Annotated in this window: 22 protein-coding genes; 11 read left to right on the top strand and 11 right to left on the bottom strand. The window is 59.8% G+C overall.

All coding sequences use genetic code 11. The annotated features are described in order from the left end of the window. Positions 1-135: 135 nt before the first annotated feature. Positions 136-489, bottom strand: coding sequence for a YkgJ family cysteine cluster protein (locus tag ACCD02_RS00750; protein ID WP_413298030.1), 354 nt, complete (start codon positions 487-489; stop codon positions 136-138). Between the two features lie 229 nt (positions 490-718). Between ACCD02_RS00750 and ACCD02_RS00745 the strand changes: the two genes are divergently transcribed. Then, entirely contained in the window at positions 719-1999 is a 1281-nt protein-coding gene (locus ACCD02_RS00745) for an NAD(P)/FAD-dependent oxidoreductase (RefSeq protein ID WP_413298029.1), read from the top strand. Between the two features lie 8 nt (positions 2000-2007). On the opposite strand, the gene ACCD02_RS00740 is transcribed toward ACCD02_RS00745, so the two are convergent. Then, a complete protein-coding gene (locus ACCD02_RS00740; RefSeq protein WP_413298027.1) occupies positions 2008-2235 on the bottom strand; it encodes a DUF1127 domain-containing protein in 228 nt (75 codons plus the stop codon). A 170-nt stretch (positions 2236-2405) separates the two neighbouring features. Here ACCD02_RS00740 and ACCD02_RS00735 point away from each other — a divergent pair, with 170 nt between their 5' ends. Further along, positions 2406-3827, top strand: a complete 1422-nt coding sequence (locus ACCD02_RS00735) for a PLP-dependent aminotransferase family protein (RefSeq protein WP_413298026.1) — start codon at positions 2406-2408, stop codon at positions 3825-3827. 87 nt (positions 3828-3914) lie between these two features. Beyond that, a complete protein-coding gene (locus tag ACCD02_RS00730) occupies positions 3915-5489 on the top strand; it encodes a phospholipase D family protein (RefSeq protein ID WP_413298025.1) in 1575 nt (524 codons plus the stop codon). Between the two features lie 146 nt (positions 5490-5635). Here ACCD02_RS00730 and ACCD02_RS00725 read toward each other — a convergent pair whose 3' ends face one another. Both ACCD02_RS00725 and ACCD02_RS00720 read right to left on the bottom strand, forming a co-directional pair. Continuing rightward, positions 5636-6784 carry an MFS transporter gene (locus tag ACCD02_RS00725; RefSeq protein ID WP_413298024.1) on the bottom strand — a complete coding sequence of 383 codons (1149 nt, stop codon included), beginning with the start codon at positions 6782-6784 and terminating at the stop codon, positions 5636-5638. A gap of 17 nt (positions 6785-6801) precedes the next feature. Then, positions 6802-8295: an aldehyde dehydrogenase gene (locus ACCD02_RS00720; RefSeq protein ID WP_413298023.1), complete on the bottom strand. Its 1494-nt coding sequence runs from the start codon at positions 8293-8295 to the stop codon at positions 6802-6804. Between the two features lie 219 nt (positions 8296-8514). On the opposite strand from ACCD02_RS00720, the gene ACCD02_RS00715 reads away from it, so the two are divergent. Further along, the gene (locus ACCD02_RS00715) at positions 8515-8880 is read left to right on the top strand and encodes a cupin domain-containing protein (protein ID WP_413298022.1); all 366 of its coding nucleotides are present in this window, start codon (positions 8515-8517) and stop codon (positions 8878-8880) included. A 70-nt stretch (positions 8881-8950) separates the two neighbouring features. Here ACCD02_RS00715 and rpmG read toward each other — a convergent pair whose 3' ends face one another. Further along, the gene (gene rpmG / locus ACCD02_RS00710; RefSeq protein WP_062379766.1) at positions 8951-9106 is read right to left on the bottom strand and encodes a 50S ribosomal protein L33; all 156 of its coding nucleotides are present in this window, start codon (positions 9104-9106) and stop codon (positions 8951-8953) included. Between the two features lie 11 nt (positions 9107-9117). Then, positions 9118-9351: a 50S ribosomal protein L28 gene (gene rpmB / locus ACCD02_RS00705; RefSeq protein WP_007920377.1), complete on the bottom strand. Its 234-nt coding sequence runs from the start codon at positions 9349-9351 to the stop codon at positions 9118-9120. A 363-nt stretch (positions 9352-9714) separates the two neighbouring features. Between rpmB and ACCD02_RS00700 the strand changes: the two genes are divergently transcribed. Continuing rightward, the gene (locus ACCD02_RS00700) at positions 9715-11292 is read left to right on the top strand and encodes an ABC transporter substrate-binding protein (protein ID WP_413298021.1); all 1578 of its coding nucleotides are present in this window, start codon (positions 9715-9717) and stop codon (positions 11290-11292) included. A 109-nt stretch (positions 11293-11401) separates the two neighbouring features. Here the strand turns inward: ACCD02_RS00700 and radC are convergent, their stop codons facing one another. Then, complete coding sequence (gene radC, locus ACCD02_RS00695; RefSeq protein WP_413298020.1) at positions 11402-12076, bottom strand: RadC family protein; 675 nt, start codon at positions 12074-12076, stop codon at positions 11402-11404. A gap of 135 nt (positions 12077-12211) precedes the next feature. On the opposite strand from radC, the gene coaBC reads away from it, so the two are divergent. From coaBC to argB, 4 genes are all read left to right on the top strand, one after another. Then, entirely contained in the window at positions 12212-13420 is a 1209-nt protein-coding gene (coaBC, locus tag ACCD02_RS00690) for a bifunctional phosphopantothenoylcysteine decarboxylase/phosphopantothenate--cysteine ligase CoaBC (protein ID WP_413298019.1), read from the top strand. A gap of 6 nt (positions 13421-13426) precedes the next feature. Next, complete coding sequence (dut, locus tag ACCD02_RS00685; protein ID WP_413298018.1) at positions 13427-13882, top strand: dUTP diphosphatase; 456 nt, start codon at positions 13427-13429, stop codon at positions 13880-13882. Between the two features lie 1276 nt (positions 13883-15158). Then, positions 15159-16556: a phosphomannomutase/phosphoglucomutase gene (locus ACCD02_RS00680; RefSeq protein WP_413298311.1), complete on the top strand. Its 1398-nt coding sequence runs from the start codon at positions 15159-15161 to the stop codon at positions 16554-16556. A 28-nt stretch (positions 16557-16584) separates the two neighbouring features. After that, positions 16585-17490, top strand: a complete 906-nt coding sequence (gene argB, locus ACCD02_RS00675) for an acetylglutamate kinase (protein WP_413298017.1) — start codon at positions 16585-16587, stop codon at positions 17488-17490. Positions 17491-17554: 64 nt separating this feature from the next. On the opposite strand, the gene ACCD02_RS00670 is transcribed toward argB, so the two are convergent. Then, entirely contained in the window at positions 17555-18160 is a 606-nt protein-coding gene (locus tag ACCD02_RS00670) for a DUF4124 domain-containing protein (RefSeq protein ID WP_413298016.1), read from the bottom strand. A 23-nt stretch (positions 18161-18183) separates the two neighbouring features. Then, positions 18184-18825, bottom strand: a complete 642-nt coding sequence (gene pyrE, locus ACCD02_RS00665) for an orotate phosphoribosyltransferase (RefSeq protein ID WP_413298015.1) — start codon at positions 18823-18825, stop codon at positions 18184-18186. Positions 18826-18907: 82 nt separating this feature from the next. Here pyrE and ACCD02_RS00660 point away from each other — a divergent pair, with 82 nt between their 5' ends. Next, a complete protein-coding gene (locus tag ACCD02_RS00660) occupies positions 18908-19687 on the top strand; it encodes an exodeoxyribonuclease III (protein ID WP_259101429.1) in 780 nt (259 codons plus the stop codon). A 188-nt stretch (positions 19688-19875) separates the two neighbouring features. On the opposite strand, the gene ACCD02_RS00655 is transcribed toward ACCD02_RS00660, so the two are convergent. Then, positions 19876-20244, bottom strand: coding sequence for a DUF4870 domain-containing protein (locus ACCD02_RS00655; protein WP_413298014.1), 369 nt, complete (start codon positions 20242-20244; stop codon positions 19876-19878). A gap of 25 nt (positions 20245-20269) precedes the next feature. Continuing rightward, positions 20270-20992, bottom strand: a complete 723-nt coding sequence (gene rph, locus ACCD02_RS00650) for a ribonuclease PH (RefSeq protein WP_413298012.1) — start codon at positions 20990-20992, stop codon at positions 20270-20272. A gap of 372 nt (positions 20993-21364) precedes the next feature. Here rph and ACCD02_RS00645 point away from each other — a divergent pair, with 372 nt between their 5' ends. Next, complete coding sequence (locus ACCD02_RS00645; RefSeq protein ID WP_413298011.1) at positions 21365-22228, top strand: YicC/YloC family endoribonuclease; 864 nt, start codon at positions 21365-21367, stop codon at positions 22226-22228. The last annotated feature ends 11 nt before the right edge of the window (positions 22229-22239 follow it).

Raw genomic sequence — 22239 nt, 5'->3', positions numbered from 1 at the left:
TCATCAGTGCTTAAGTCGCAGAGGACGGCGGGTTTCTCTGTGAGGGTGTTTTGGATTAAAGCAGTCGAAGTTTGTTAATTCCAGCGCGAGCCGAGTATTTCAGTCACGAGGCTTGAGGCCTTGAGGGGTTACGGACTAAACAAGCACCTGCCGCGTACTGGCAATGTACTCATGTACCTGCTTTTCCACCCTTGGATGAATCATTTCCACCGGCCGCCGCCCGTTGGGGCAGGGCAGGCTTGGGGTGGTGCCGAACAATCGACATATCAGCGGGCGCTCGTCGTATACCGTGCAGCCGTTGGGGCCCAGGTGCACACAGTTCAGTTCGTTGAGGGCGGCTTCCTGCTCGGCAGCGGTCTTGCGCGGCAGGCGCGCCATTTCCTCAGATGAGGTGGTGACCGGACCGCAGCAGTCGTGGCAGCCGGGCACGCATTCGAATGAAGGAATCTGCTGGCGCAATGAGCGGATTTTCTGGCTGTTACAGCTCATTGGAAGGGTTTACCTGTTGGAGAAGGAGTTCGCGGATTTCCGTTGGAGCAAGGCTTGCCTGCGAAACAATCGCTGCGTTGAATCAGGCAAACCGCGTTATCTTTCTTCGCGGGCAAGCCTCGCTCCAACGGGCGCCATGGTGCGCGGGGGATTTTGCCTCACTTGCCCCTCCCTCAGCCAGCAGCCTATGCTCCGTAAAGTTTTTCACACAGGCCTGCGGATAAATCCTATGCAGCATACCGCCTCTTATTACGCCGCCAGCAGCCGCGAACAGCCTGTGCATCCGCCCCTGCAAGGCGAACTGGTCGCCGATGTCTGTGTGGTCGGCGGCGGTTTTTCCGGGCTCAATACAGCCATTGAGCTGGCCGAGCGCGGGCTGAAGGTGGTGTTGCTGGAGGCGCATCGCATGGGGTGGGGCGCCAGTGGGCGTAATGGCGGGCAGTTGATTCGCGGTGTTGGCCATGGCGTGGAACAGTTCGCGCCGGTTATCGGCAGCGACGGCGTGCGCCAGCTCAAACTCATGGGGCTTGAAGCGGTGGAGATTGTTCGCCAGCGCATCGAGCGTTATGGCATCGATTGCGACCTGACCTGGGGTTACTGCGACCTGGCCAACAAGCCTGCGCATCTTGCCGGTTTCGAGGAGGACGCTGCAGAGCTTCGCGAACTGGACTACCGCCATGAGTTGCGCCTGGTACAACCTCAAGACATGCACAGCGTCGTCGGCTCGGATCGTTATGTCGGCGGCATGATCGATATGGGCTCGGGGCATCTGCATCCCCTGAACCTCGCCCTTGGTGAGGCGGTTGTTGCCCGTACGCTGGGCGTGCACTTATTTGAACAGTCGGCAGTGACGCGCATCGACTATGGCCCCCAGGTGAATGTCCATACCGCCCAGGGCAATGTCCGGGCGAAGACGCTGGTACTGGCCTGCAACGCCTATATCAATGGCCTCGACGCACAGCTCAGTGGCAAGGTGCTGCCAGCGGGCAGCTACATTATTGCGACTGAACCCCTGAGTGAGGCGCTGGCTAACGAGATCTCGCCGATGAACCTGGCGTTGTGCGATCAGCGGGTCACGGTGGATTACTACCGGCTATCTGCCGATCGCCGTTTGCTGTTCGGCGGTGCCTGTCATTATTCCGGGCGTGATCCGCAGGATATTGCTGCGTATATGCGGCCCAAAATGCTCAAGGTATTTCCGCAACTGGCCGGGACGAAGATCGACTACCAATGGGGTGGGATGATCGGCATCGGCGCAAACCGTCTGCCGCAGATCGGTCGGCTCAAGGACCAACCCAATGTCTTCTATGCCCAGGCTTACGCGGGCCATGGCCTCAATGCTACGCATCTGGCGGGCAGGCTATTGGGCGAAGCCATCTCCGGTCAGCACAGCGATGGCTTCGAGTTGTTTGCCAGGGTTCCTCACATCACCTTCCCCGGTGGCCAGCATTTGCGTTCGCCCCTGCTGGCACTGGGGATGCTCTGGCACCGGCTCAAAGAGCTGACCTGAGCCATTCTTCATTCACGCCAGAACGGCTTGAGCCCTTCATTCCTGGCCTGTTCTGTGGTGATACCGATGTCGTGCAGTTGTTCGGTTGTGAGTCTGAGCAGGGTCTTGCGCGACATCCAGCGGTGACGATACAGCGCCCAGCGGTTCATGTTGGGCGGGCAGGACAGTTTGCTCCCGATCCCCTCGCCCAACTCTTGGCTGTAAAGCGCCAGACGCACATCGCTTAACCCGTTCATCTCCCTGCCTCCAATCACTGTGTGGTGTGGCTCCATAATGGCGGGGCGGGTAAAACCATTACAGATTCAAACAAAACTATTTATTTGCATACAGTCAGGTTATTTCGGTCGCTGAATGCTGTATTTTTGCGCTATCTGTATGGTCCTGTGTCCTGTAGCGAGAGTATTTCATGACGCTTTACGTCAATCTTGCCGAATTGCTCGGTGCGCGTATTGAAAACGGCTTCTACCGCCCCGGTGATCGCCTGCCTTCGGTGCGCGCCTTGAGCACGGAGCATGGCGTGAGCCTCAGCACCGTGCAGCAGGCCTATCGCTTGCTTGAAGACAACGGCCTGGCGGCGCCGAGGCCGAAATCGGGTTATTTCGTACCCGCCAGTCGTAAGGCGCCTGCCTTGCCAGCTGTAGGACGGCCAGCACAGAGGCCGGTGGATATCTCCCAGTGGGACCAGGTGCTGGAACTGATCAGGGCCAAGCTTGATCCCAGTGTGATTCAGCTGGGGCGCGGCATGCCGGATGTCAGCAGCCCGACCCTGCGGCCGCTCTTGCGCGCCTTGGGCAAGATCAGTCGGCATCACGATATGCCGGGCCTGTATTACGACAATATCTACGGCACTCAGGCCCTGCGCGATCAGATAGCCCGGTTGATGCTGGACTCGGGCTGCCGGGTCAATGCCAGTGAACTGGTAGTCACCACGGGATGCCATGAGGCGCTGTCTGCCAGCATTCGCGCGATTTGCGCGCCGGGAGATATCGTGGCCGTTGATTCGCCAAGCTTCTTCGGCGCCATGCAGACCCTCAAGGGCTTGGGCATGAAGGCGTTGGAGATTCCTACCGACCCTATCACTGGCATCAGTCTCGAAGCGCTGGAGCTGGCCCTGGATCAATGGCCGATCAAGGCCATACAGTTGACCCCCAACTGCAATAACCCGCTGGGCTACATCATGCCGGAGGCACGCAAGAGGGCCTTGCTGACCCTGGCCCAGCGCTATGACGTGGCCGTTATCGAAGACGATGTGTATGGCGATCTGTCCTACACCTACCCGCGACCACGGACGATCAAGTCCTTCGATGTCGATGGTCGTGTCCTGCTGTGCAGTTCATTTTCCAAGACCCTGGCACCCGGCCTGCGCATTGGCTGGGTTGCACCGGGGCGCTACCTGGAGCGGGTGTTGCACATGAAATACATCGGCACGGGTTCTACCGCGACCCAGCCGCAAATGGCTATTGCCGAGTTTCTTCAGGCAGGCCACTACGAGCCGCATCTGCGGCGCATGCGCAGCCAGTACCAGCGTGGTCGCGACCAGATGATCGACTGGATTACCCGTTACTTTCCGGCGGGCACCCGGGTCAGTCGGCCACAAGGTGGTTTCATGATGTGGGTGGAGCTGGCGGATGATTTCGATACCCTGCGCTTGAATCGGGCGCTACTGGATCAGGGCGTGCAGGTGGCGGTAGGCAGTATTTTCTCGGCGTCCGGCAAATACCGGAACTGCCTGCGCATGAATTATTCGGCCAAGCCGACCAGCGAAGTGGAGAATGCCGTGCGCAAGGTCGGCGCCGCTGTCAGCGAGTTAATGGCACAAACTGACTAAGTGACGGGCGTTGGCGAATGTTCAGGCAGCGACAAGGCGTAACTTTTACCTGATATCAGCGTCATATCGCCAGGATCTGTATTGCGGATGATTTCTTTGAAAAGCCAATGGGCGCTGCCCCTGTCGTTTGCGCTTTGCATCAGCGGCTGTGCCCATTTGCCGACGCCGGATCGGCCAAGCCAGGCGCTGCCGCCCTCGGACTCGGCCTTTGGCCGCTCGATCCAGGCCATGGCCGCGCCTCACGGTGGACGCTCGGGCTTTCGCCTGTTGTCCAGCAGCACCGAGGCCTTCATTGCCCGGGCCGAACTGATCCGCAATGCGAAAAGCAGCCTCGACCTGCAGTACTACATCGTCCATGACGGCTTGAGTACCCGAGCACTGGTCGATGAGTTGCTCAAGGCCGCAGATCGCGGCGTGCGGGTGCGCATATTGCTGGATGACACCACCAGCGATGGTCTGGACTCGGTTATCGCCACCCTGGCAGCCCATCCGAATATCCAGATTCGCCTGTTCAACCCTCAGGAGCTGGGCCGCGAAACCGGTGTGACGCGCAATGTCGGGCGTCTGCTGAATCTGTCGCGCCAGCATCGGCGCATGCATAACAAGCTATGGCTGGCTGACAGCAGCGTGGCGATTGTCGGCGGGCGTAACCTGGGTGACGAGTATTTTGATGCAGAGCCCAATCTCAACTTCACCGATATCGACCTTCTCAGCGTCGGGCCGGTGGCTGAGCAGCTAGGTCACAGCTTCGATCAGTATTGGAACAGCGCCCTGAGCAAGCCCATTGGCGATTTTGTCTATTTTCTGCCGACAGTGGCGGATTTGGCCGAGGGACGCAGGGAGCTGGAAGTTTCCCTTGAGCAATCCCATCTGCAGCACAAGGCGTTGTATGAACGTTTGATGGCCTACAAGACTCAGCCGCATCTCAGAACCTGGTTCAATGAGCTGATCTGGGCCTGGAACCAGGCGTTGTGGGATGCCCCGAGCAAAGTCCTGGCCCGTGATGAGCCCGATCCGCAGTTGCTGCTGACCAGTCAGCTGGCGCCCGAGCTCAAGGCTGTGCATGAGGAATTGATGCTGATTTCCGCCTACTTCGTACCCGGCCAGGAAGGATTGCTGTACCTGACGGGGCGCGCGGATGCCGGCGTTGCTGTCAGCCTGTTGACCAACTCCCTTGAAGCGACCGACGTGCCTGCCGTGCACGGCGGCTATGTGCCCTATCGCAAGGCGCTGCTGGCTCATGGGGTGAAACTCTTCGAGCTTCGCCGTCAGCCCGGTGATACCCATGGCGGCAGCGGTCCGCACCTGTTCAAGAAGGGCTCGTTCCGTGGTTCCGAATCCAGCCTGCACAGCAAGGCGATGATCTTTGATCGCGAGAAGGCCTTTGTTGGCTCATTCAACTTCGACCCGCGCTCGGTGCTGTGGAATACCGAGGTCGGTGTGTTGGTCTACAGCCCGGAGCTGACCGAAAAGCTGCGGGAGCTGGCATTGCAAGGCATGGCCCCGGCGCTGAGCTACGAGCCTCGTCTGGAGGATGGCGAGGTGGTGTGGGTGACCGAAGACAATGGCAGGCTGCATACCTTGCACAAGGAACCTGGCAGCATGTGGCGGCGCTTCAATGCGTGGCTCAGTGGAGCGGTTGGGTTGGAGAAGATGTTGTAGCGCCTCAACAAGGTATCGGCAAATACACGACCTGATGTGGGGCCGGCTTTATTGCCTGACCGATGCCATCTGTAGGAGCTGCCGAAGGCTGCGAATGGGTCTGCCAGATAAACCGCTTTCGCAGCCTTCGGCAGCTCCTACAGGTGCTAAGCCGCAACCGGTTCTACATTTCCAAACGCATGCCGCTGCCTTGCCAATATCACCAACCCCAACGCCCCCGCCGCCATCAACAATGGCAGCGCCTGGCCGCTGATCCACTGGCTGCCCGCCCCGGCTGCAAGCGGCCCCAGCAGGCAGCCGATGCCCCAGAGTTGCGCGACATGGGCATTGGCCCGGACCAAGGCGTCATCGCGATAGCGTTCGCCGATCAGGATCAGCGACAGGGTGAACAGGCCTCCGGCGCTGGCGCCGAACAGTACCCATAGCGGCCAGATCAGTGGCGTCTGGACCAATAGCGGAATCATCAGGCTCGACACCAGCAGCACCAGGGCGCAGCCGGAAAACAGGGCGCGCCGGGAGATGCGGTCGGCCAATGCGCCAATAGGCAGTTGCAGCAGTGCATCGCCTACGACCACGATGCTGACCATTGCCAGTGCCACTTGCGGAGTAAACCCTTGGCGCAGGCAATAGACCGGCAACAGCGTGAGAATCATCGCCTCGAATGCGGCGAAAAGTGCCACCGCCCAGGCAATTGCGGGCAGCCCCCTACAGAAACCGAAGAGATCGCCGAAGGTGACATGGGTATTTTCCGTACCGGGAGCGCCGCTGCGACCAAGCAGCAGCAGCGGTGAGGTTGCCAACAGGGCGACGCCGATCCAGAAGCCGTAGTCCGTGTCGGTGCCCATGACGCTCAGCAGCAACGGCCCGGCCAGTTGGCTCAGGGCATAGCTGCTGCCATACAGCGCCACCAACCGCCCACGCCATTGTTCGACCACCAGCTGGTTGATCCAGCTTTCGCCAAGGATAAACACAATGGTCAGGATCACCCCCAGCATCAGGCGCAATCCCAGCCAGATCGGGTAATACGGCAAAAGCGCCAGCAGGCCCACGGACAGGCCGCCAGCCCACAGGCAGGCACGCATCAGACTGGCGGTACCAAAGCGCGCGGCCAGCTTGCTGGCCAGCCCCGCGCCGAGCAGGACGCCTATGGCTGGCATCGCTGCCATTACCCCGATGGCGAAAGGCCCATAGCCCCAAGCCTCAAGGCGCAACGACACCAGCGGCATGCTCACGCCCAGCGCCAGCCCCACGCTCAACACCGAGGCCAGCACTGCAAAATAGCTTGCCCAACGCATGCCTTACTCCATGGCGGTTACAGCTTGATCCAGGTGGCCTTCAGCTCGGTGTATTTGTCGAAGGCATGCAGGGACTTGTCGCGACCGTTACCCGACTGCTTGAAGCCGCCGAAAGGTGCCGTCATGTCGCCGCCATCGTACTGGTTGACCCACACGCTACCGGCGCGCAGCGCCTTGGCGGTCAGGTGTGCCTTGGACAGGTCCGCCGTCCACACCGCCGCCGCGAGGCCATAAGGCGTGTCGTTGGCGATGCTGATCGCTTCTTCGGCACTGTCGAAAGTCAGCACCGAGAGTACCGGGCCGAAGATCTCTTCCTGCGCAATCTTCATGGCATTGCTGACACCATCGAAAATTGTCGGCTCGACATAAGTGCCGCCGGTTTCCTGCAGGATGCGTTTGCCGCCTGCAACCAGTTTGGCGCCATCAGCATGCCCGGCTTCGATATAGCCCAGTACGGTATTCATTTGCTGGGTGTCGACCAGGGCGCCAACATTGGTCGCCGGATCCAGCGGGTTACCCGGTTTCCAGGCCTTGAGAGCCTCGATCACCATGGGCAGGAATTTGTCTTTGATCGAGCGCTCGACCAACAGGCGCGAACCGGCGGTGCAGACTTCGCCCTGGTTGAAGGCGATGGCGCTGGCAGCGGATTCGGCGGCGGCCTGCAGGTCTGGTGCGTCGGCAAAGACGATATTCGGGCTCTTGCCACCGGCTTCGAGCCAGACGCGCTTCATGTTCGACTCGCCGGAATACACCAGCAGTTGCTTGGCGATTTTGGTCGAGCCGGTGAATACCACAGTGTCGACGTCCATATGCAGGGCCAGGGCCTTGCCGACAGTATGGCCATAGCCTGGCAGTACGTTGAGCACGCCAGCAGGGATCCCGGCTTCAATGGCCAGTTGCGCGATGCGGATGGCCGTCAGTGGCGACTTTTCCGACGGCTTGAGCACCACCGAGTTACCGCTGGACAGGGCCGGGCCCAGTTTCCAGCTGGCCATCAGCAGCGGGAAGTTCCACGGCACGATGGCGGCGACGACGCCGATAGGTTCACGGGTTACCAGGCCCAGTTGGTCGTGGGGCGTGGCAGCGACTTCGTCATACAGTTTGTCGATGGCCTCGCCGCTCCAGTTCAGGGCATTGGCGGCGCCGGGAATATCGATGCCCAGGGAATCGCTGATGGGCTTGCCCATGTCGAGGGTTTCGAGCAGGGCCAGCTCTTCCAGATTCTGTTTCAGCAGGCCTGCAAAGCGGATCATGGTCGCCTTGCGTTTGGCTGGGGCCAGGCGCGACCAGACGCCAGAGTCGAAGGTGCGACGGGCGCTTTCGACAGCGCGTTGCGCGTCGGCGGCATCACAGCTGACCACTTTGGCCAGCAGTCGGCCGTCGACCGGGCTGATGCAGTCGAACGTGGCGTTGTCAGCGGCGGCGGTGTACTCGCCATGGATGAAGGCGCGGCCTTCGATCTGCAATTCCCGGGCGCGTTGTTCCCAGTCAGCCTGAGTCAAAGTGGTCATCCGAACGTCCTCCTGTTGGTGTTTAGATATGCATCCAGCGCTGCAAGCGTACTCACCACCCTAAACCAGGGATTGGGCAAATTCCAATATATTTGACAGATGCCGCCTGGATCACCCTGTGATGTTCGATTTATTAAACGGCCTTTTCGGGCGGCTCAAGGCACTAACGCCTGACAGCCTCGTCAAAGGTCCATGTGCTTACGGCAGAGGAATCAACCGATGGATATCGAAGCGATCGTCGACTTCAGCAAGCCGGGTGTCGCCCCCGAACATTACCGGCCAGCGCCCGAGAAAGTCTTCAAGGGTGACCCCCGGCAAACCCTCTACAACCATTACAACAGCCCCTGCGGGCAGTTCAATGCAGGTGTCTGGGAGGGTGAGGTCGGGCAATGGCTGGTCAATTACACCGAGCACGAATACTGCGAGATCGTGCAGGGCGTGTCGGTGCTCAGAGACGAGGCCGGTGGCGCCAAGACCTTGCGCGCGGGTGACCGCTTCGTGATCCCGGCGGGTTTCAAGGGCACCTGGGAGGTGCTTGAGGCGTGCCGGAAGATTTACGTGGTATTCGAGGCGAAGCCGGTCTAGCTGTATTTCACGGACAACAAAAAAGGCCCGTATCTGACGATGCGGGCCTTTTTTGCAGAAGAAAAATCAATTACTTGATTTTGGCTTCTTTGTAGATCACGTGCTTACGTGCTACCGGATCGAATTTTTTGATTTCGATTTTATCCGGAGTAGTACGTTTGTTCTTGTCGGTGGTGTAGAAGTGACCGGTGTTAGCAGTCGACACCAAACGGATCAATTCACGCATGACGTTCTCCCTTAGATTTTGCCGTCGCGACGGAGTTCAGCGAGCACTACAGTGATGCCACGCTTGTCGATGATACGCATGCCTTTGGCAGATACGCGCAGACGAACAAAACGTTTCTCTTCTTCAACCCAGAAGCGGTGATGCTGCAGGTTTGGCAGGAAACGACGACGGGTTTTGTTGTTTGCGTGGGAAATGTTATTCCCGGTTACCGGACCCTTACCGGTAACTTGACATACTCTCGACATGCCTCAGCCCTCTAAAACCACATGCCCAACCCGGCATGGGTTGGCCGCTTAATCTCTCAGTCATTTGGCGCCAGGCGCCGCGTTTCTTTAAGGGTCTTACCGGCTACACCTACAGTGAAGGAACCGGGCCCCTAGAAAAGAGCGCTGCTTTATACCAGAAAGGCTTTTGACCTACAACAATCATCCCCGATTAGTTTTCTGTCGCGGCCCCGATGAGCCGCGATACACAGGCCCATAGGGCATGCTGGCTAACTGACCATTCGTCGCACGGTAACGATTGTTCTGGATCGGCGCATGGTCTAGGGTTAGCTCCTCACCAGACTGCGCGAGCAGATGGGGCCCTTTCTGAACAGGAATATCGCCATGCGTCTCGCCGTATTACCGTTTTTATTCGCCCCGCTGCTGGCCCAGGCAGCCACCACCCTGAGCGTCTGCACCGAGGCCAGCCCTGAAGGTTTCGATGTGGTGCAGTACAACTCCCTGACCACCACCAACGCTTCGGCGGACGTGTTGATGAACCGCCTGGTCGAGTTTGACGCCAAAAGTGGCAAGCTGGTGCCGAGTCTGGCCGAAAGCTGGACGGTATCGGCAGACGGTCTGACCTATGACTTCAAATTGCGCCCGGATGTGAAGTTTCATCATACCGATTATTTCACGCCGAGCCGTGGGCTGACTGCCGATGACGTGGTATTCAGCTTCCAGCGCATGCTCGATCCGGCCAATCCGTGGCACAAAGTCGCCCAGAGCGGCTTCCCCCATGCCCAGTCGATGCAACTGCCCGCGCTGATCAAGACGATCGAAGCGCCTGACGCCCATTCCGTGCGCTTTGTCCTCGACCACCCCGATTCGACTTTCCTCGCGACCCTGAGCATGGGCTTCGCTTCTATTTATTCGGCTGAATACACCGCCCAGTTGCTCAAGGCAGGCACGCCGGAGAAGCTCAATAGCCAACCAATCGGCACTGGGCCGTTCATCTTCAAGCGCTTCCAGAAAGATGCGGTGGTGCGTTACGAGGCCAATCCGGAGTACTTCGCAGGCAAGCCTGGCGTCGACGCGCTCGTATACGCCATCACTCCGGACGCCAACGTGCGCCTGCAACGCATTCGCCAGAACGAGTGCCAGATCGCCCTGTCGCCCAAGCCGCTGGATGTCGAGGCCGCCAGCAAGGATGCGGCGCTGAAGGTCGAGAAGAACAATGCGTTCATGACGGCATTTGTCGCGATCAACAGCCAGCACCCGCCATTGGACAAACCTGAGGTACGGCAGGCTATCAACCTGGCCTTCGACAAGAGCAACTACCTGAAGGCGGTCTTCGAAGGCACGGCCACGGCTGCCAACGGGCCTTACCCGCCGAATACCTGGAGCTACGCCAAGGACCTGCCCGGCTATCAGCATGATGTGGCCAAGGCCAAGGCGCTGCTGGCCAAGGCCGGGCTGCCGGATGGCTTCAAGACCACCATCTGGACCCGCCCTTCGGGCAGTCTGCTCAACCCCAACCCCAATCTGGGCGCGCAATTGTTGCAGGCTGACCTGAAAGCAGTCGGCATCACCGCCGAGATCAAGGTGATCGAGTGGGGCGAGCTGATTCGTCGGGCCAAGGCGGGCGAGCATGACCTGTTGTTCATGGGGTGGGCCGGCGACAACGGCGACCCGGATAACTTCCTGACGCCGCAGTTTTCCTGTGCTGCGGTGAAGTCCGGGACCAACTTTGCCCGCTATTGCGACGAGGGTCTGGACAAGCTGATCAGCGCGGGCAAGGCCACGGCCGATCAGGCTCAGCGCAGCAAGCTGTATCACCAGGCTCAGGAGCAGATTCAGCAGCAGGCCCTGTGGCTGCCGCTGGCGCACCCGACGGCGGCGACCCTGACACGCAAGAATGTCAGCGGCTATGAAGTCAGCCCGTTTGGTCGGCAGGATTTTTCCAGGGTGACCCTCAAATAATAGCGCTGCACAATTGTGGGACCGGCTTTAGCCGGGAAGGTGATACTAACGACGGCAGGAGTGTATCGATCCTGCCGGCGCCTTCCCGGCTAAAGCCGGTCCCACAGGTTCAGATCAACCCACACTCCGCCATCGACAACGGCTCGCCATCGCCGATGATCAGGTGATCCAGCACTTTTACGTCAACCAGCCATAACGCGTCCTTGAGCCTTCGGGTCAGTTCGATATCGGCCTGGCTCGGCTCGCTGACGCCGGAAGGATGGTTGTGGCAGAGGATCAGGCTGGCGGCGTTGTTGGCGATGGCGCGTTTGACCACCTGTCGCGGATGCACATATGCCTGATTGATCGAGCCCTGGAACAGAACTTCGAAGTTCAGGGCGCGGTGCTTGTTGTCGAGGAAAAGGCAGCCGAATACTTCGTGGGGTTCGTCACGCAGTTGTGCCTTGAGGTAGCGGCGGACCTGATCCGGGTTTTCCAGGGCGGAGTCGCGGCGCAGGTTTTCTGCCATGTGGCGCCGGGCCATTTCCATCACGGCCTGCAATTGTGCAAACTTGGCCGGCCCCAGACCCAGATGGCCGCTGAAGGTTTGCAGGTCTGCATCCATTAACAATCGCAGGCTGCCGAATTCATTCAATAGATAACGCGCCAGGTCTACCGCGCTTTTTCCGGCCACGCCGGTACGCAGGAAGATTGCCAGCAGTTCAGCGTCGGAGAGGCTGTTCGCTCCCAGTTCCAATAGTCGTTCCCGGGGCCGTTCAGCCGCAGGCCAGTTGCGAATACTCATAACACCTCCATGTGTGGGCGCGCCGCTGCTCCGGTGCGGACGCTGTGATATCGTAGCCCAACTTTTTTACGCGATGACCGGGCCTGGGGAGGCGTCATGGGCGTCGCGTGTTCACTTGACCAAAAAGGCAGGCCTATGCAGCGGCTGTATCGGAAACGCATTGTTCTCGGCGTCGGCGGCGGCATCGCAGCCTACAAAGGCGCTGAGCTGGTTCGCCGTTTGCGCGACCAGGGTGCGGAAGTGCGGGTGGTCATGACCCGCGGCGGCGCCGAGTTCATCACTGCGCTGACTATGCAGGCCCTTTCCGGGCACCCTGTGCACATGGATTTGCTCGATCCCGCCGCCGAAGCTGCGATGGGCCATATCGAACTGGCCAAATGGGCCGACCTGATCCTGATCGCCCCGGCCACCGCCGATTTGATTGCGCGCCTGGCCCAGGGCATCGCCAATGACCTGCTGACAACCATTGTGCTGGCTACCGATGCCACGGTCGCCATCGCCCCGGCGATGAACCAGGCCATGTGGCGCGATCCGTCCGTGCAGGCCAACACGCGCCTGCTGCAAGAGCGCGACTTCCGAGTATTCGGCCCTGCCAGTGGCAGCCAGGCCTGCGGCGACGTGGGCATGGGCCGCATGCTCGAAGCCAACGATCTGGCGCAACTGGCCGCCGATTGCTTCCAGCGCCTGACCCTGACCGGCAAGCATGTGTTGATTACGGCCGGGCCAACCCAGGAAAACATCGATCCGGTGCGTTACATCACCAACCACAGCTCCGGGAAAATGGGTTTTGCCCTGGCCGAAGCAGCGGTGGAAGCGGGTGCACGGGTGACTCTGATCACGGGGCCGGTCAATCTGGCAACGCCTGATCGCGTGACGCGGGTCGACGTGGTCAGCGCCCGCGACATGCTGGCCGCCTGCGAGGCGGCGATCCCTTGCGATCTGTTTATCGCCTCGGCTGCGGTGGCGGACTACCGCCCGGAAGTGATCGCCCCGCACAAATTGAAGAAAGACCCTACAAACGGCGACGGCCTGTTGCTGCAGATGGTTCGTAACCCGGACATTCTCGCAACCATCGCCACGCGCCCTGACCGCCCTTACAGTGTCGGTTTCGCCGCCGAGACCGAACATCTGCTTGACTATGCTGCACGCAAGCTCAAGGACAAGAACCTCGACCTGATCGTCGCCAATGATGTGGCAAACCCCAGCATCGGCTTCAACAGTGAGGAAAACGCCTGCAGCGTGATCGATCGAGCCTTGCATGCAACGCTCTTTGCCCAGACCAGCAAGGCCAAGATTGCCCGCCAGCTGATCACTTTTATCGCCGAACGTATGAACCAGGTTTAATCACGAATGCATGCTCTACAAGCCAAAATCCTCGACCCGCGCATTGGCACTGACTTTCCGCTTCCCGCCTACGCTACTCCTGGCTCGGCCGGTCTCGACCTGCGCGCCATGCTCAAGCAAGACACCCTGCTGGAGCCGGGCCAGACCTTGCTGATCCCGACCGGACTGTCGATCTACATCGGCGATCCGGGCCTGGCGGCGATGATCCTGCCGCGCTCGGGGCTGGGGCATAAGCACGGCATCGTGCTGGGTAATCTGGTCGGGCTGATCGACTCCGATTATCAGGGCGAACTTATGGTTTCCTGCTGGAACCGTGGGCAGACCGCCTTCAACATTGCCGTTGGCGAGCGCATCGCCCAATTGGTCCTGGTGCCAGTGGTTCAGGCGCACTTCGAGCTGGTCGAGGCTTTCGACGAAAGCCAGCGCGGCGCTGGCGGCTTTGGCCATTCCGGCAGCCACTGATCCCTGCTGCTATACCTACAAGCCAATTTTCTGCGCCATTTCGTCTAAGGATGAGAGCCAGATTCAGGATGAATAACCGGAGAGAAAGTTGGTGAAGGGTAATCAGCGCAAGGCCAAGGCAGTCACGAAGCCTGATCACCATCTGCCACCGGCGGCGAGCCTGTCCGGCCTCGTGCGCGGAGTCATCCCTGCCATGTTTGGCCTGGGTGCGGCGGCGGTGTTGGTCTGGCTCGCGTTCGTCGACCCGCTGCACCAGCGCGAACTGGAGCAAGGCTGGGGTGTTAGTCAGGCCAGTGCTGTGAGCCTGGCGCTCAAGCAGATGGGTGCCGACACCCAGGCGGCCGCTGCCAACCCCGCTCTGCTGCAGGATGCCAATACTGTGGCGGCGGCTCTGGCGTCGTTGAAGTTCTCGAGTGGCGTTGTTGCTGCGCGAATCAATCCGCCGGGCATGAGCGAGGTCGACAACCAGGCGGCTTTGCCGATCAGTTTCGCGACCCTCGATATGCTCGGCAAGGCAGCTCAGGGCCAAGCGGTCGCGCCTGAGGCGCGCAAAGTGGGCGAGCGCTGGATGATCTACAGCGCCGCCCCGCTGCGCGCCAGCCCCGGCGCGCCTGTCAGCGGTACGCTGTTGCTGGCATACGATCAGCAGCGGTTGCTCAATGCCTTGCCGGAGATCCCGGCAAGCACCGGTTTCGTGCAACTGATCCAACAGTTTGGCAATGGTCCGGCCCAGGTGCTGGGCCAGCGCGGCCAGGCAAATGGCGGCCACCCGCTGCGTTTCGAAACGGCCTACGCCAGCTGGTGGCTGGAATTCACTCCCGGCCCGCTGCTGAAAACCGAACCGTCGTGGCTGTTTTTACTCCTGGCGGCGCTGGTCGCGCTGGGGGGCGTGGTATTGGGTCTGCGCTTCAATGAGCGGGCGTTGCATCGACGCGTCTGCGCGGACGCCCGACAACTGGAGCAGATGGTTGCCGAACTCTCTGCCGGAAATACCGTCAAACCCTTCGGTTTGAGCCTTGCGGCCCTTAATGGCCTGGCTCAGGTACTGGCCCGTTTTTCGCCTGCCAGCAAGCCCGTGGTGCCGACCACGAGTACAGCAGCAGTCGAGGAGTCCGAGCCTGTACCCAGCTATACGGCAAACGTTATTTCAGCACCGGTCAAGCCCACCGCCGAGAGCGACGGGTGGACCGACCCGCTGTTTCAAAATACCGATATTTTCGATATCGACTTTCTCGATGAACATCAGGACATCCTGAGCTCGGAGCACTCCCACGCCATGAACAGCACAGTATCCATTGCCCCCGAATTTCCCGAGACGATCTTCCGTGCCTACGACATTCGCGGCGTTGTCGGCGATACGTTGAGCGCTGAAACGGCGTACTGGATCGGTCGCGCCATCGGTGCCCAGAGCCTGGCGCAGGACGAGCCGAACGTTTCCGTCGGTCGCGACGGACGCCTGTCCGGTCCGGAACTGGTCAGCAAACTGATCCAGGGCCTGCATGACAGCGGCTGTCATGTCAGCGATGTCGGTCTCGTGCCGACGCCTGCGCTGTATTACGCCGCCAACGTACTGGCGGGCAAGACCGGCGTCATGCTGACCGGCAGTCACAACCCCAAGGATTACAACGGCTTCAAGATCGTCATCGCTGGCGACACCCTGGCCAACGAGCAGATCCAGGCCCTGCACGATCGCATCAAGCAGAACAACCTGCCGACCGCCAAGGGCAGCATTACCCAGGTCGACATCCTCAAGCCGTACTTCGAGGAAATCACCAAGGACATCGCCCTGGCTCGTCGCCTGAAAGTAGTGGTGGACTGTGGCAACGGTGCGGCCGGTGTGATCGCCCCGCAACTGATCGAAGCGCTGAACTGTGAGGTCATCCCGCTGTTCTGCGATGTCGACGGCAACTTCCCGAACCATCACCCGGATCCGGGCAAGCTGGAAAACCTCGAAGACCTGATCGCCAAGGTCAAGGAAACCGGCGCCGACCTGGGCCTGGCCTTCGACGGCGACGGCGACCGCGTAGGTGTCGTGACCAATACCGGCAGCGTCGTATATCCCGACCGCCTGCTGATGCTGTTTGCCCGTGATGTCGTAAAACGTAACCCTGGTGCGGATATCATCTTCGACGTGAAATGCACCCGTCGCCTGATTCCGCTGATTCAGGAATACGGTGGCCGTCCGGTAATGTGGAAGACCGGTCATTCGTTGATCAAGAAGAAGATGAAGCAAAGCGGTGCGCTGCTGGCCGGGGAAATGAGCGGCCACATCTTCTTCAAGGAGCGCTGGTTCGGTTTCGACGACGGTATCTACAGCGCTGCGCGCCTGCTGGAAATCCTCAGCCAGGAAACCCTCAGTGCCGAAGAACTGTTCGAAACCTTCCCGAATGACGTTTCCACGCCGGAGATCAACATCAAGGTCACCGACGTCACCAAGTTCACCATCATCGAGGCTCTGGAGCGCGATGCGCAGTGGGGTAATGCCAACCTGACCAGTATCGACGGTGTTCGCGTCGATTACCCGAAAGGCTGGGGTCTGGTTCGGGCTTCCAATACCACGCCGGTACTGGTATTACGCTTCGAAGCCGAGACCGAGGACGAACTGGAGCGCATCAAGGACGTGTTCCGCACCCAACTGAAGCTCGTTGCGCCGGATCTTGAAATACCTTTCTGATTGATTTGTTTTTTGACTGGAGCCCTGAATGACCCTCGAACGTGATGCCGCCACCAACGCTGCCAAGGTCTTGTCCGAAGCGTTGCCTTATATCCGCCGTTTTGTCGGCAAGACGCTGGTCATCAAGTACGGCGGCAACGCCATGGAGAGCGAGGAGCTGAAAACCGGCTTCGCGCGCGACATCGTGCTGATGAAGGCGGTAGGCATCAACCCGGTGGTGGTTCACGGCGGGGGGCCGCAAATCGGTGACCTGCTCAAGCGTCTGTCCATCGAGAGTCACTTCATCGACGGCATGCGCGTTACCGATGCCCAGACCATGGACGTCGTGGAAATGGTCCTGGGCGGCCAGGTCAACAAAGACATTGTCAACCTGATCAACCGTCATGGCGGCAGCGCCATCGGCCTGACCGGCAAGGACGCGCAGCTGATCCGCGCCAAGAAACTCACGGTTTCGCGCCAGACACCGGAAATGACCAAGCCTGAAATCATCGATATCGGCCAGGTTGGCGAGGTGGTCGGCATCAACACCGATTTGCTGAACATGCTGGTCAAGGGCGACTTCATTCCGGTCATCGCCCCCATTGGCGTCGGCCCGAATGGCGAGTCCTACAACATCAACGCCGACCTGGTGGCGGGCAAGGTTGCCGAGGCTTTGAAAGCCGAGAAGCTGATGCTGCTGACCAATATCGCCGGCCTGATGGACAAGGAAGGCAATGTCCTGACCGGCCTGACCACCGAGCAGGTCAACGGCCTGATCGCCGATGGCACCATCTACGGCGGCATGTTGCCGAAGATTCGTTGCGCGCTGGAAGCGGTCCAGGGCGGTGTGACCACCTCGCACATCATCGATGGCCGGGTGCCGAATGCCGTGTTGCTGGAAATCTTCACCGATACCGGTGTAGGTACCTTGATCAGCAATCGCAAGCGTCACTGATTCGATTGGCTGGATAAAAAAGACCTCACCGGTTTTGCCGGTGAGGTCTTTTTTTGTCCGGATTTTATTGCTGAGTCAGCCTCTGCACTCGAACCCGATCCGCTGCAAAGTCGGTCTCGGCCTGCTTGCGAGCGGTCTGGTAGCGGGCGATATCGGCCTGCAGGGCTTGCTGACGTTCGCGCAGATCATTGAGTTGATCGAGCAGTTGCTGCTGCACCGGGCGCCCGGCACGCTCCTGATCGGCAGCCTGGCTTTGCAGGCTGCTTTGCTGGTTGGTGACGCCTTTGAGGTTGCCCTGGGCCAGGTTGGCCAGGCCATCCAGCTCGGCAAGTTTGCGCGCTTTGGCACGATCGACGTCTTCAACGTTGCTATACAGGTGCAGCAATTGTGCGTCGGCATTGGCCTGTGCCTTGGCTGCCTCGGCTGCGCGAATTTCCTCGGCCGTAGGCGCGGGTGGCACGACCTGTACTACCCGGCCACGCTGATTGAGCACTTCATAGCCCTTGCCCGAATACTCAGGAGGTACGCCCTGACGGTCCAGTACGGTGACACCCTTGTCATCTATATACCGATACAACAGGACTTCGGGCGCCTTGTCCGTCGCCCAGGCCCCCAGTGACGAGCACAGGCCCAACGAAAGAGACAGGCCGATGACGCTCAATCTACGCATAAGAACCCCTGGGCGTTACAGACTTAAATCCCGTATTGCGCCCGATAGGCCTCAACGGCAGGAAGGTGTTGCTTCAACTGTGGATCATCGGCCAGGAATTGCAGGACTTGAGTCAGCGACACAATGCTGACGACCGGGATGCCAAAGTCGCGCTCGACTTCCTGGATGGCCGACAGCTCGCCATTGCCGCGTTCCTGGCGATTGAGTGCGATCAGCACGCCAGCGGCGGTGGCGCCCTGATCCTTGATGATCTGCATGACTTCGCGAATGGCGGTACCGGCGGTAATCACATCATCGATGATCAGTACATTGCCGCTCAGGGGGGCGCCGACCAGGCTGCCGCCTTCGCCGTGGGCCTTGGCTTCCTTGCGGTTGAAACACCAGGGCGTATCGATCTGATGCTGCTCCGCCAAAGCCACCGCCGTCGCGGCCGCCAGGGGGATTCCCTTGTACGCCGGGCCGAACAGAACGTCGAAGGAGATACCGCTTTCAACGACGGCCGCCGCATAAAAACGACCCAGTTGAGCCAATGCCGAACCACTGTTGAACAGGCCGGCATTGAAGAAGTAAGGGCTGGTGCGCCCGGACTTGAGAGTGAACTCACCGAAGCGCAAAACGCCGCGATCGATGGCAAAACGGATGAAATCGCGCTGATACGCTTGCATGAAAAAAGTCCCGGATAGCACGGATTTAGCTAATTAGGTAGAGCTCGGGTATCATACACGCACGTGATTTTTGGGGCCATTTATGCGGATCATCAGTGTGAACGTAAATGGCATTCAGGCCGCAGTCGAGCGTGGTTTGCTCAGTTGGCTGCAGGCTCAGAATGCCGACGTCATCTGTCTTCAGGACACCCGCGCCTCCGCCTTTGAACTGGACGACCCAGCCTTCCAACTGGATGGCTACTTCCTTTATGCCTGCGAGGCTGAAGTTCCCGCACAAGGTGGCGTGGCGCTTTACTCTCGGTTGCAGCCAAAGGCGGTTATCAGCGGCCTGGGCTTTGAAACAGCCGACCGTTACGGGCGTTACCTGCAAGCAGATTTCGACAAGCTCAGTATTGCAACGTTGTTGTTGCCGTCGGGTATGAACGGCGACGAGGACTTGAATCAGAAATTCAAGTTGATGGACGACTTCGGCAAATATCTGGACAAGCAGCGGCGTAAACGTCGCGAGTACATTTATTGTGGCTCGCTGTATGTTGCGCAGCAGAAGCTCGACATCAAGAACTGGCGTGACAGCCAGCAGTCTCCGGGCTTCCTGGCGCCGGAACGTGCCTGGATGGACGAGATTGTCGGCAATATGGGCTATGTCGATGCCCTGCGCGAAGTCAGTCGTGAAGGCGATCAGTACAGCTGGTGGCCGGATAACGAACAGGCCGAAATGCTCAATCTGGGCTGGCGTTTTGACTATCAGTTGTTGACCCCAGGCCTGCGTCGCTTTGTACGCAGTGCCCGTCTGCCGCGTCAGCCGCGTTTCTCGCAGCACGCGCCGCTGATCGTGGATTATGACTGGACGTTGACCATCTGATTGCCGGATGCCGCCCATGAAAAAGCCGACGTTGAGTCGGCTTTTTCATGGGCTTGTCGGAAACCGGGGCGATAATCGTACGGTGGGAGCGAATTCATTCGCGAAAGAGGGGGCAGACGACGCATGTGTATCGGATGTACAGGCCTCTTCGCGAATGAATTCGCTCCCACTACAGTTCCCGCAGTTTTCTATTTCACCGGCCGCCAGCAGAACGGATAACGGTACGACAGACCGTCGTTGGCCTTGATCGCCGCAATGATGGTCAGCACCGTCGCGCCGATGCCGATCAGAAACAGCAGTGGGAAGCCGATGATCACCACGATCAGCATGATGCTCACGGCGATGGCCAGGGATGCGGTTATCTGGAAATTCAGGGCCTCCTTGCCCTGGGCATCGATGAACGGATCGGTCTCTTTCTTCATCTGCCAGAGAATCAGCGGTCCGATCAGGTTGCCGAATGGCAGGACCAGGCCCAGGAAGGCAGCCAGGTGACAGAACATCGCCCATTGACGGATTTGCGCTGTGGGCGTGGGTATCGGCGATTGGCTGTCACTCATTGCTGCAACTCCCTGTGTGCATTGATCAGTCGGCCAGTGCGGCCTGTTGCAGTTCGAAAATCTCGGTCATGCCTTTTTGTGCCAGGGCCAGCATGGCGTTCAGGTCGGCAGGCTGGAACGGTGCGCCTTCAGCGGTGCCCTGGACTTCAATGAAGCCGCCAGTGCTGGTCATGACGACGTTGAGGTCGGTCTCGGCGGCTGAGTCTTCCAGGTAGTCCAGATCCAGGACCGGCTCACCTTGGTACATGCCCACCGAAACAGCGGCGATCATCTGCTTGAGTGGGTCGCCGCCTTTGAGGCCGCCACGTTTCTTGATCACTTTCAGGGCGTCGACCAGTGCCACCATGGCGCCGGTGATGGACGCGGTGCGAGTACCGCCATCAGCCTGGATCACATCGCAATCAATGTACAGGGTGATATCGCCCAGCTTGGACATGTCCAGGGCCGCGCGCAGGGAGCGGCCGATCAGGCGCTGGATTTCCAGGGTGCGGCCGCCCTGTTTGCCACGGCTGGCTTCGCGCTGGTTACGCTCGCCGGTGGCGCGGGGCAGCATGCCGTATTCAGCGGTCAGCCAGCCTTGGCCCTGGCCTTTGAGGAAACGCGGAACGCCATTTTCGACGCTGACCGTGCAGATGACTTTGGTATCACCGAACTCGACCAGTACGGAACCCTCGGCGTGTTTGGTGTAGTTGCGGGTGATGCGGATCGAGCGAAGCTGATCGGCGGCGCGACCACTTGGACGTTTCATCTGGGATACCTGTACTGGGACGGAAAACTGCCGACCATTATAGGGGCGGATGCTGTTTCAGCGCGAGCCGCGGGCTGCGCGGCGGTCTGGCTGAACCGGCATCAACCCTCAGGGTCACAACCTTTATAGGGCATATCTAAAAGTCGGCAACTTGGTTTCATGTTGTTGCCGAAGCTCAATAACGGGGCTTTGCGGCATGCTTTCGGGCTGGTGGACGCGACCATGACTTATCTGTCGCACTGTCGGATTGGGAGCCTGTGCCGCTCTGCGCTACAATCCTGCGCCTTCGCAGCCTGTCAGCTATTCATGACGTTCAATCGGCAAGGCATCGCCTGCGGCAGCGCTCTTAAACGCATTCAAGAGGGACTTCCCATGGTGCACAGCATGACGGCTTTTGCCCGAGTAGAACGGGCAGGCGTTCAAGGCACACTGAGCTGGGAGCTACGCTCGGTCAATCATCGCTACCTCGAACCGCACCTGCGGCTGCCGGAATCGTTTCGCGATCTCGAAGGTGCCGTGCGCGAAGCGCTGCGTCAGGGGTTGTCCCGGGGCAAGGTAGAATGCACCTTGCGCTTTACTGAAGAGACGGCGGGCAAGCCGTTGCAGGTCGATCGTGAGCGCGCCACCCAGCTGGTGGTTGCGGCAGAAATCGTTGCCAGTCTGATCAAGCAGCCAGCAGCGCTCAATCCTCTGGAAGTGCTGGCATGGCCCGGCGTTCTGGTGGCCGACGCCAGCGATCCCCAGGCTCTGAATGTCGAGGCGATGGAGTTGTTCAACGACGCGCTGACCGAACTCAAGCTCGGTCGCGGTCGTGAAGGCGCTGATCTGGCCAAACTTCTCGACGAACGGTTGGTTTCGATCTCGGCAGAGGTCGCTACCTTGCGTACCCTCGTGCCGCAGATGCTGGCAGCCCAGCGGCAGAAAGTGCTGGATCGTTTTGCCGATATGAAGGCCGAGCTCGATCCGTTGCGCCTGGAACAGGAAATGGTCCTGCTGGCGCAGAAAAGTGATGTCGCCGAAGAACTTGATCGTCTGAGCACCCATGTCACCGAGGTGCGCCGGGTGCTCAAGGCGGGTGGACAAGCCGGGCGTCGCCTGGATTTCCTGATGCAAGAGCTCAACCGCGAAGCCAATACACTAGGCTCCAAAGCCTTCGACCCACGCAGCACCCAGGCTGCGGTCAACCTCAAGGTGTTGATCGAGCAGATGCGTGAACAAGTGCAGAACATTGAGTAAGGCTACCCCTA

This window comes from Pseudomonas sp. Pseusp88 (genome assembly GCF_047303955.1).
In the GTDB taxonomy this organism is placed as follows: domain Bacteria; phylum Pseudomonadota; class Gammaproteobacteria; order Pseudomonadales; family Pseudomonadaceae; genus Aquipseudomonas.
The sequence above is the reverse complement of the archived record's forward strand: the minus strand, read 5'-3'. Positions and strand labels throughout refer to the sequence as shown.

Coding starts and splice junctions, on each gene's coding strand:
- rph (WP_413298012.1), bottom strand. CDS start 20,992: ATGAAACGTCCAAGTGGTCGCGCCGCCGATCAGCTTCGCTCGATCCGC.
- ACCD02_RS00670 (WP_413298016.1), bottom strand. CDS start 18,160: ATGCGTAGATTGAGCGTCATCGGCCTGTCTCTTTCGTTGGGCCTGTGC.
- rpmB (WP_007920377.1), bottom strand. CDS start 9,351: ATGTCGAGAGTATGTCAAGTTACCGGTAAGGGTCCGGTAACCGGGAAT.
- pyrE (WP_413298015.1), bottom strand. CDS start 18,825: ATGCAAGCGTATCAGCGCGATTTCATCCGTTTTGCCATCGATCGCGGC.
- ACCD02_RS00725 (WP_413298024.1), bottom strand. CDS start 6,784: ATGCGTTGGGCAAGCTATTTTGCAGTGCTGGCCTCGGTGTTGAGCGTG.
- ACCD02_RS00645 (WP_413298011.1), top strand. CDS start 21,365: ATGGTGCACAGCATGACGGCTTTTGCCCGAGTAGAACGGGCAGGCGTT.
- ACCD02_RS00680 (WP_413298311.1), top strand. CDS start 15,159: ATGAACAGCACAGTATCCATTGCCCCCGAATTTCCCGAGACGATCTTC.
- ACCD02_RS00745 (WP_413298029.1), top strand. CDS start 719: ATGCAGCATACCGCCTCTTATTACGCCGCCAGCAGCCGCGAACAGCCT.
- radC (WP_413298020.1), bottom strand. CDS start 12,076: ATGAGTATTCGCAACTGGCCTGCGGCTGAACGGCCCCGGGAACGACTA.
- ACCD02_RS00750 (WP_413298030.1), bottom strand. CDS start 489: ATGAGCTGTAACAGCCAGAAAATCCGCTCATTGCGCCAGCAGATTCCT.
- ACCD02_RS00730 (WP_413298025.1), top strand. CDS start 3,915: ATGATTTCTTTGAAAAGCCAATGGGCGCTGCCCCTGTCGTTTGCGCTT.
- ACCD02_RS00715 (WP_413298022.1), top strand. CDS start 8,515: ATGGATATCGAAGCGATCGTCGACTTCAGCAAGCCGGGTGTCGCCCCC.
- ACCD02_RS00740 (WP_413298027.1), bottom strand. CDS start 2,235: ATGAACGGGTTAAGCGATGTGCGTCTGGCGCTTTACAGCCAAGAGTTG.
- ACCD02_RS00720 (WP_413298023.1), bottom strand. CDS start 8,295: ATGACCACTTTGACTCAGGCTGACTGGGAACAACGCGCCCGGGAATTG.
- dut (WP_413298018.1), top strand. CDS start 13,427: ATGCATGCTCTACAAGCCAAAATCCTCGACCCGCGCATTGGCACTGAC.
- coaBC (WP_413298019.1), top strand. CDS start 12,212: ATGCAGCGGCTGTATCGGAAACGCATTGTTCTCGGCGTCGGCGGCGGC.
- rpmG (WP_062379766.1), bottom strand. CDS start 9,106: ATGCGTGAATTGATCCGTTTGGTGTCGACTGCTAACACCGGTCACTTC.
- ACCD02_RS00735 (WP_413298026.1), top strand. CDS start 2,406: ATGACGCTTTACGTCAATCTTGCCGAATTGCTCGGTGCGCGTATTGAA.
- ACCD02_RS00655 (WP_413298014.1), bottom strand. CDS start 20,244: ATGAGTGACAGCCAATCGCCGATACCCACGCCCACAGCGCAAATCCGT.
- ACCD02_RS00700 (WP_413298021.1), top strand. CDS start 9,715: ATGCGTCTCGCCGTATTACCGTTTTTATTCGCCCCGCTGCTGGCCCAG.
- ACCD02_RS00660 (WP_259101429.1), top strand. CDS start 18,908: ATGCGGATCATCAGTGTGAACGTAAATGGCATTCAGGCCGCAGTCGAG.
- argB (WP_413298017.1), top strand. CDS start 16,585: ATGACCCTCGAACGTGATGCCGCCACCAACGCTGCCAAGGTCTTGTCC.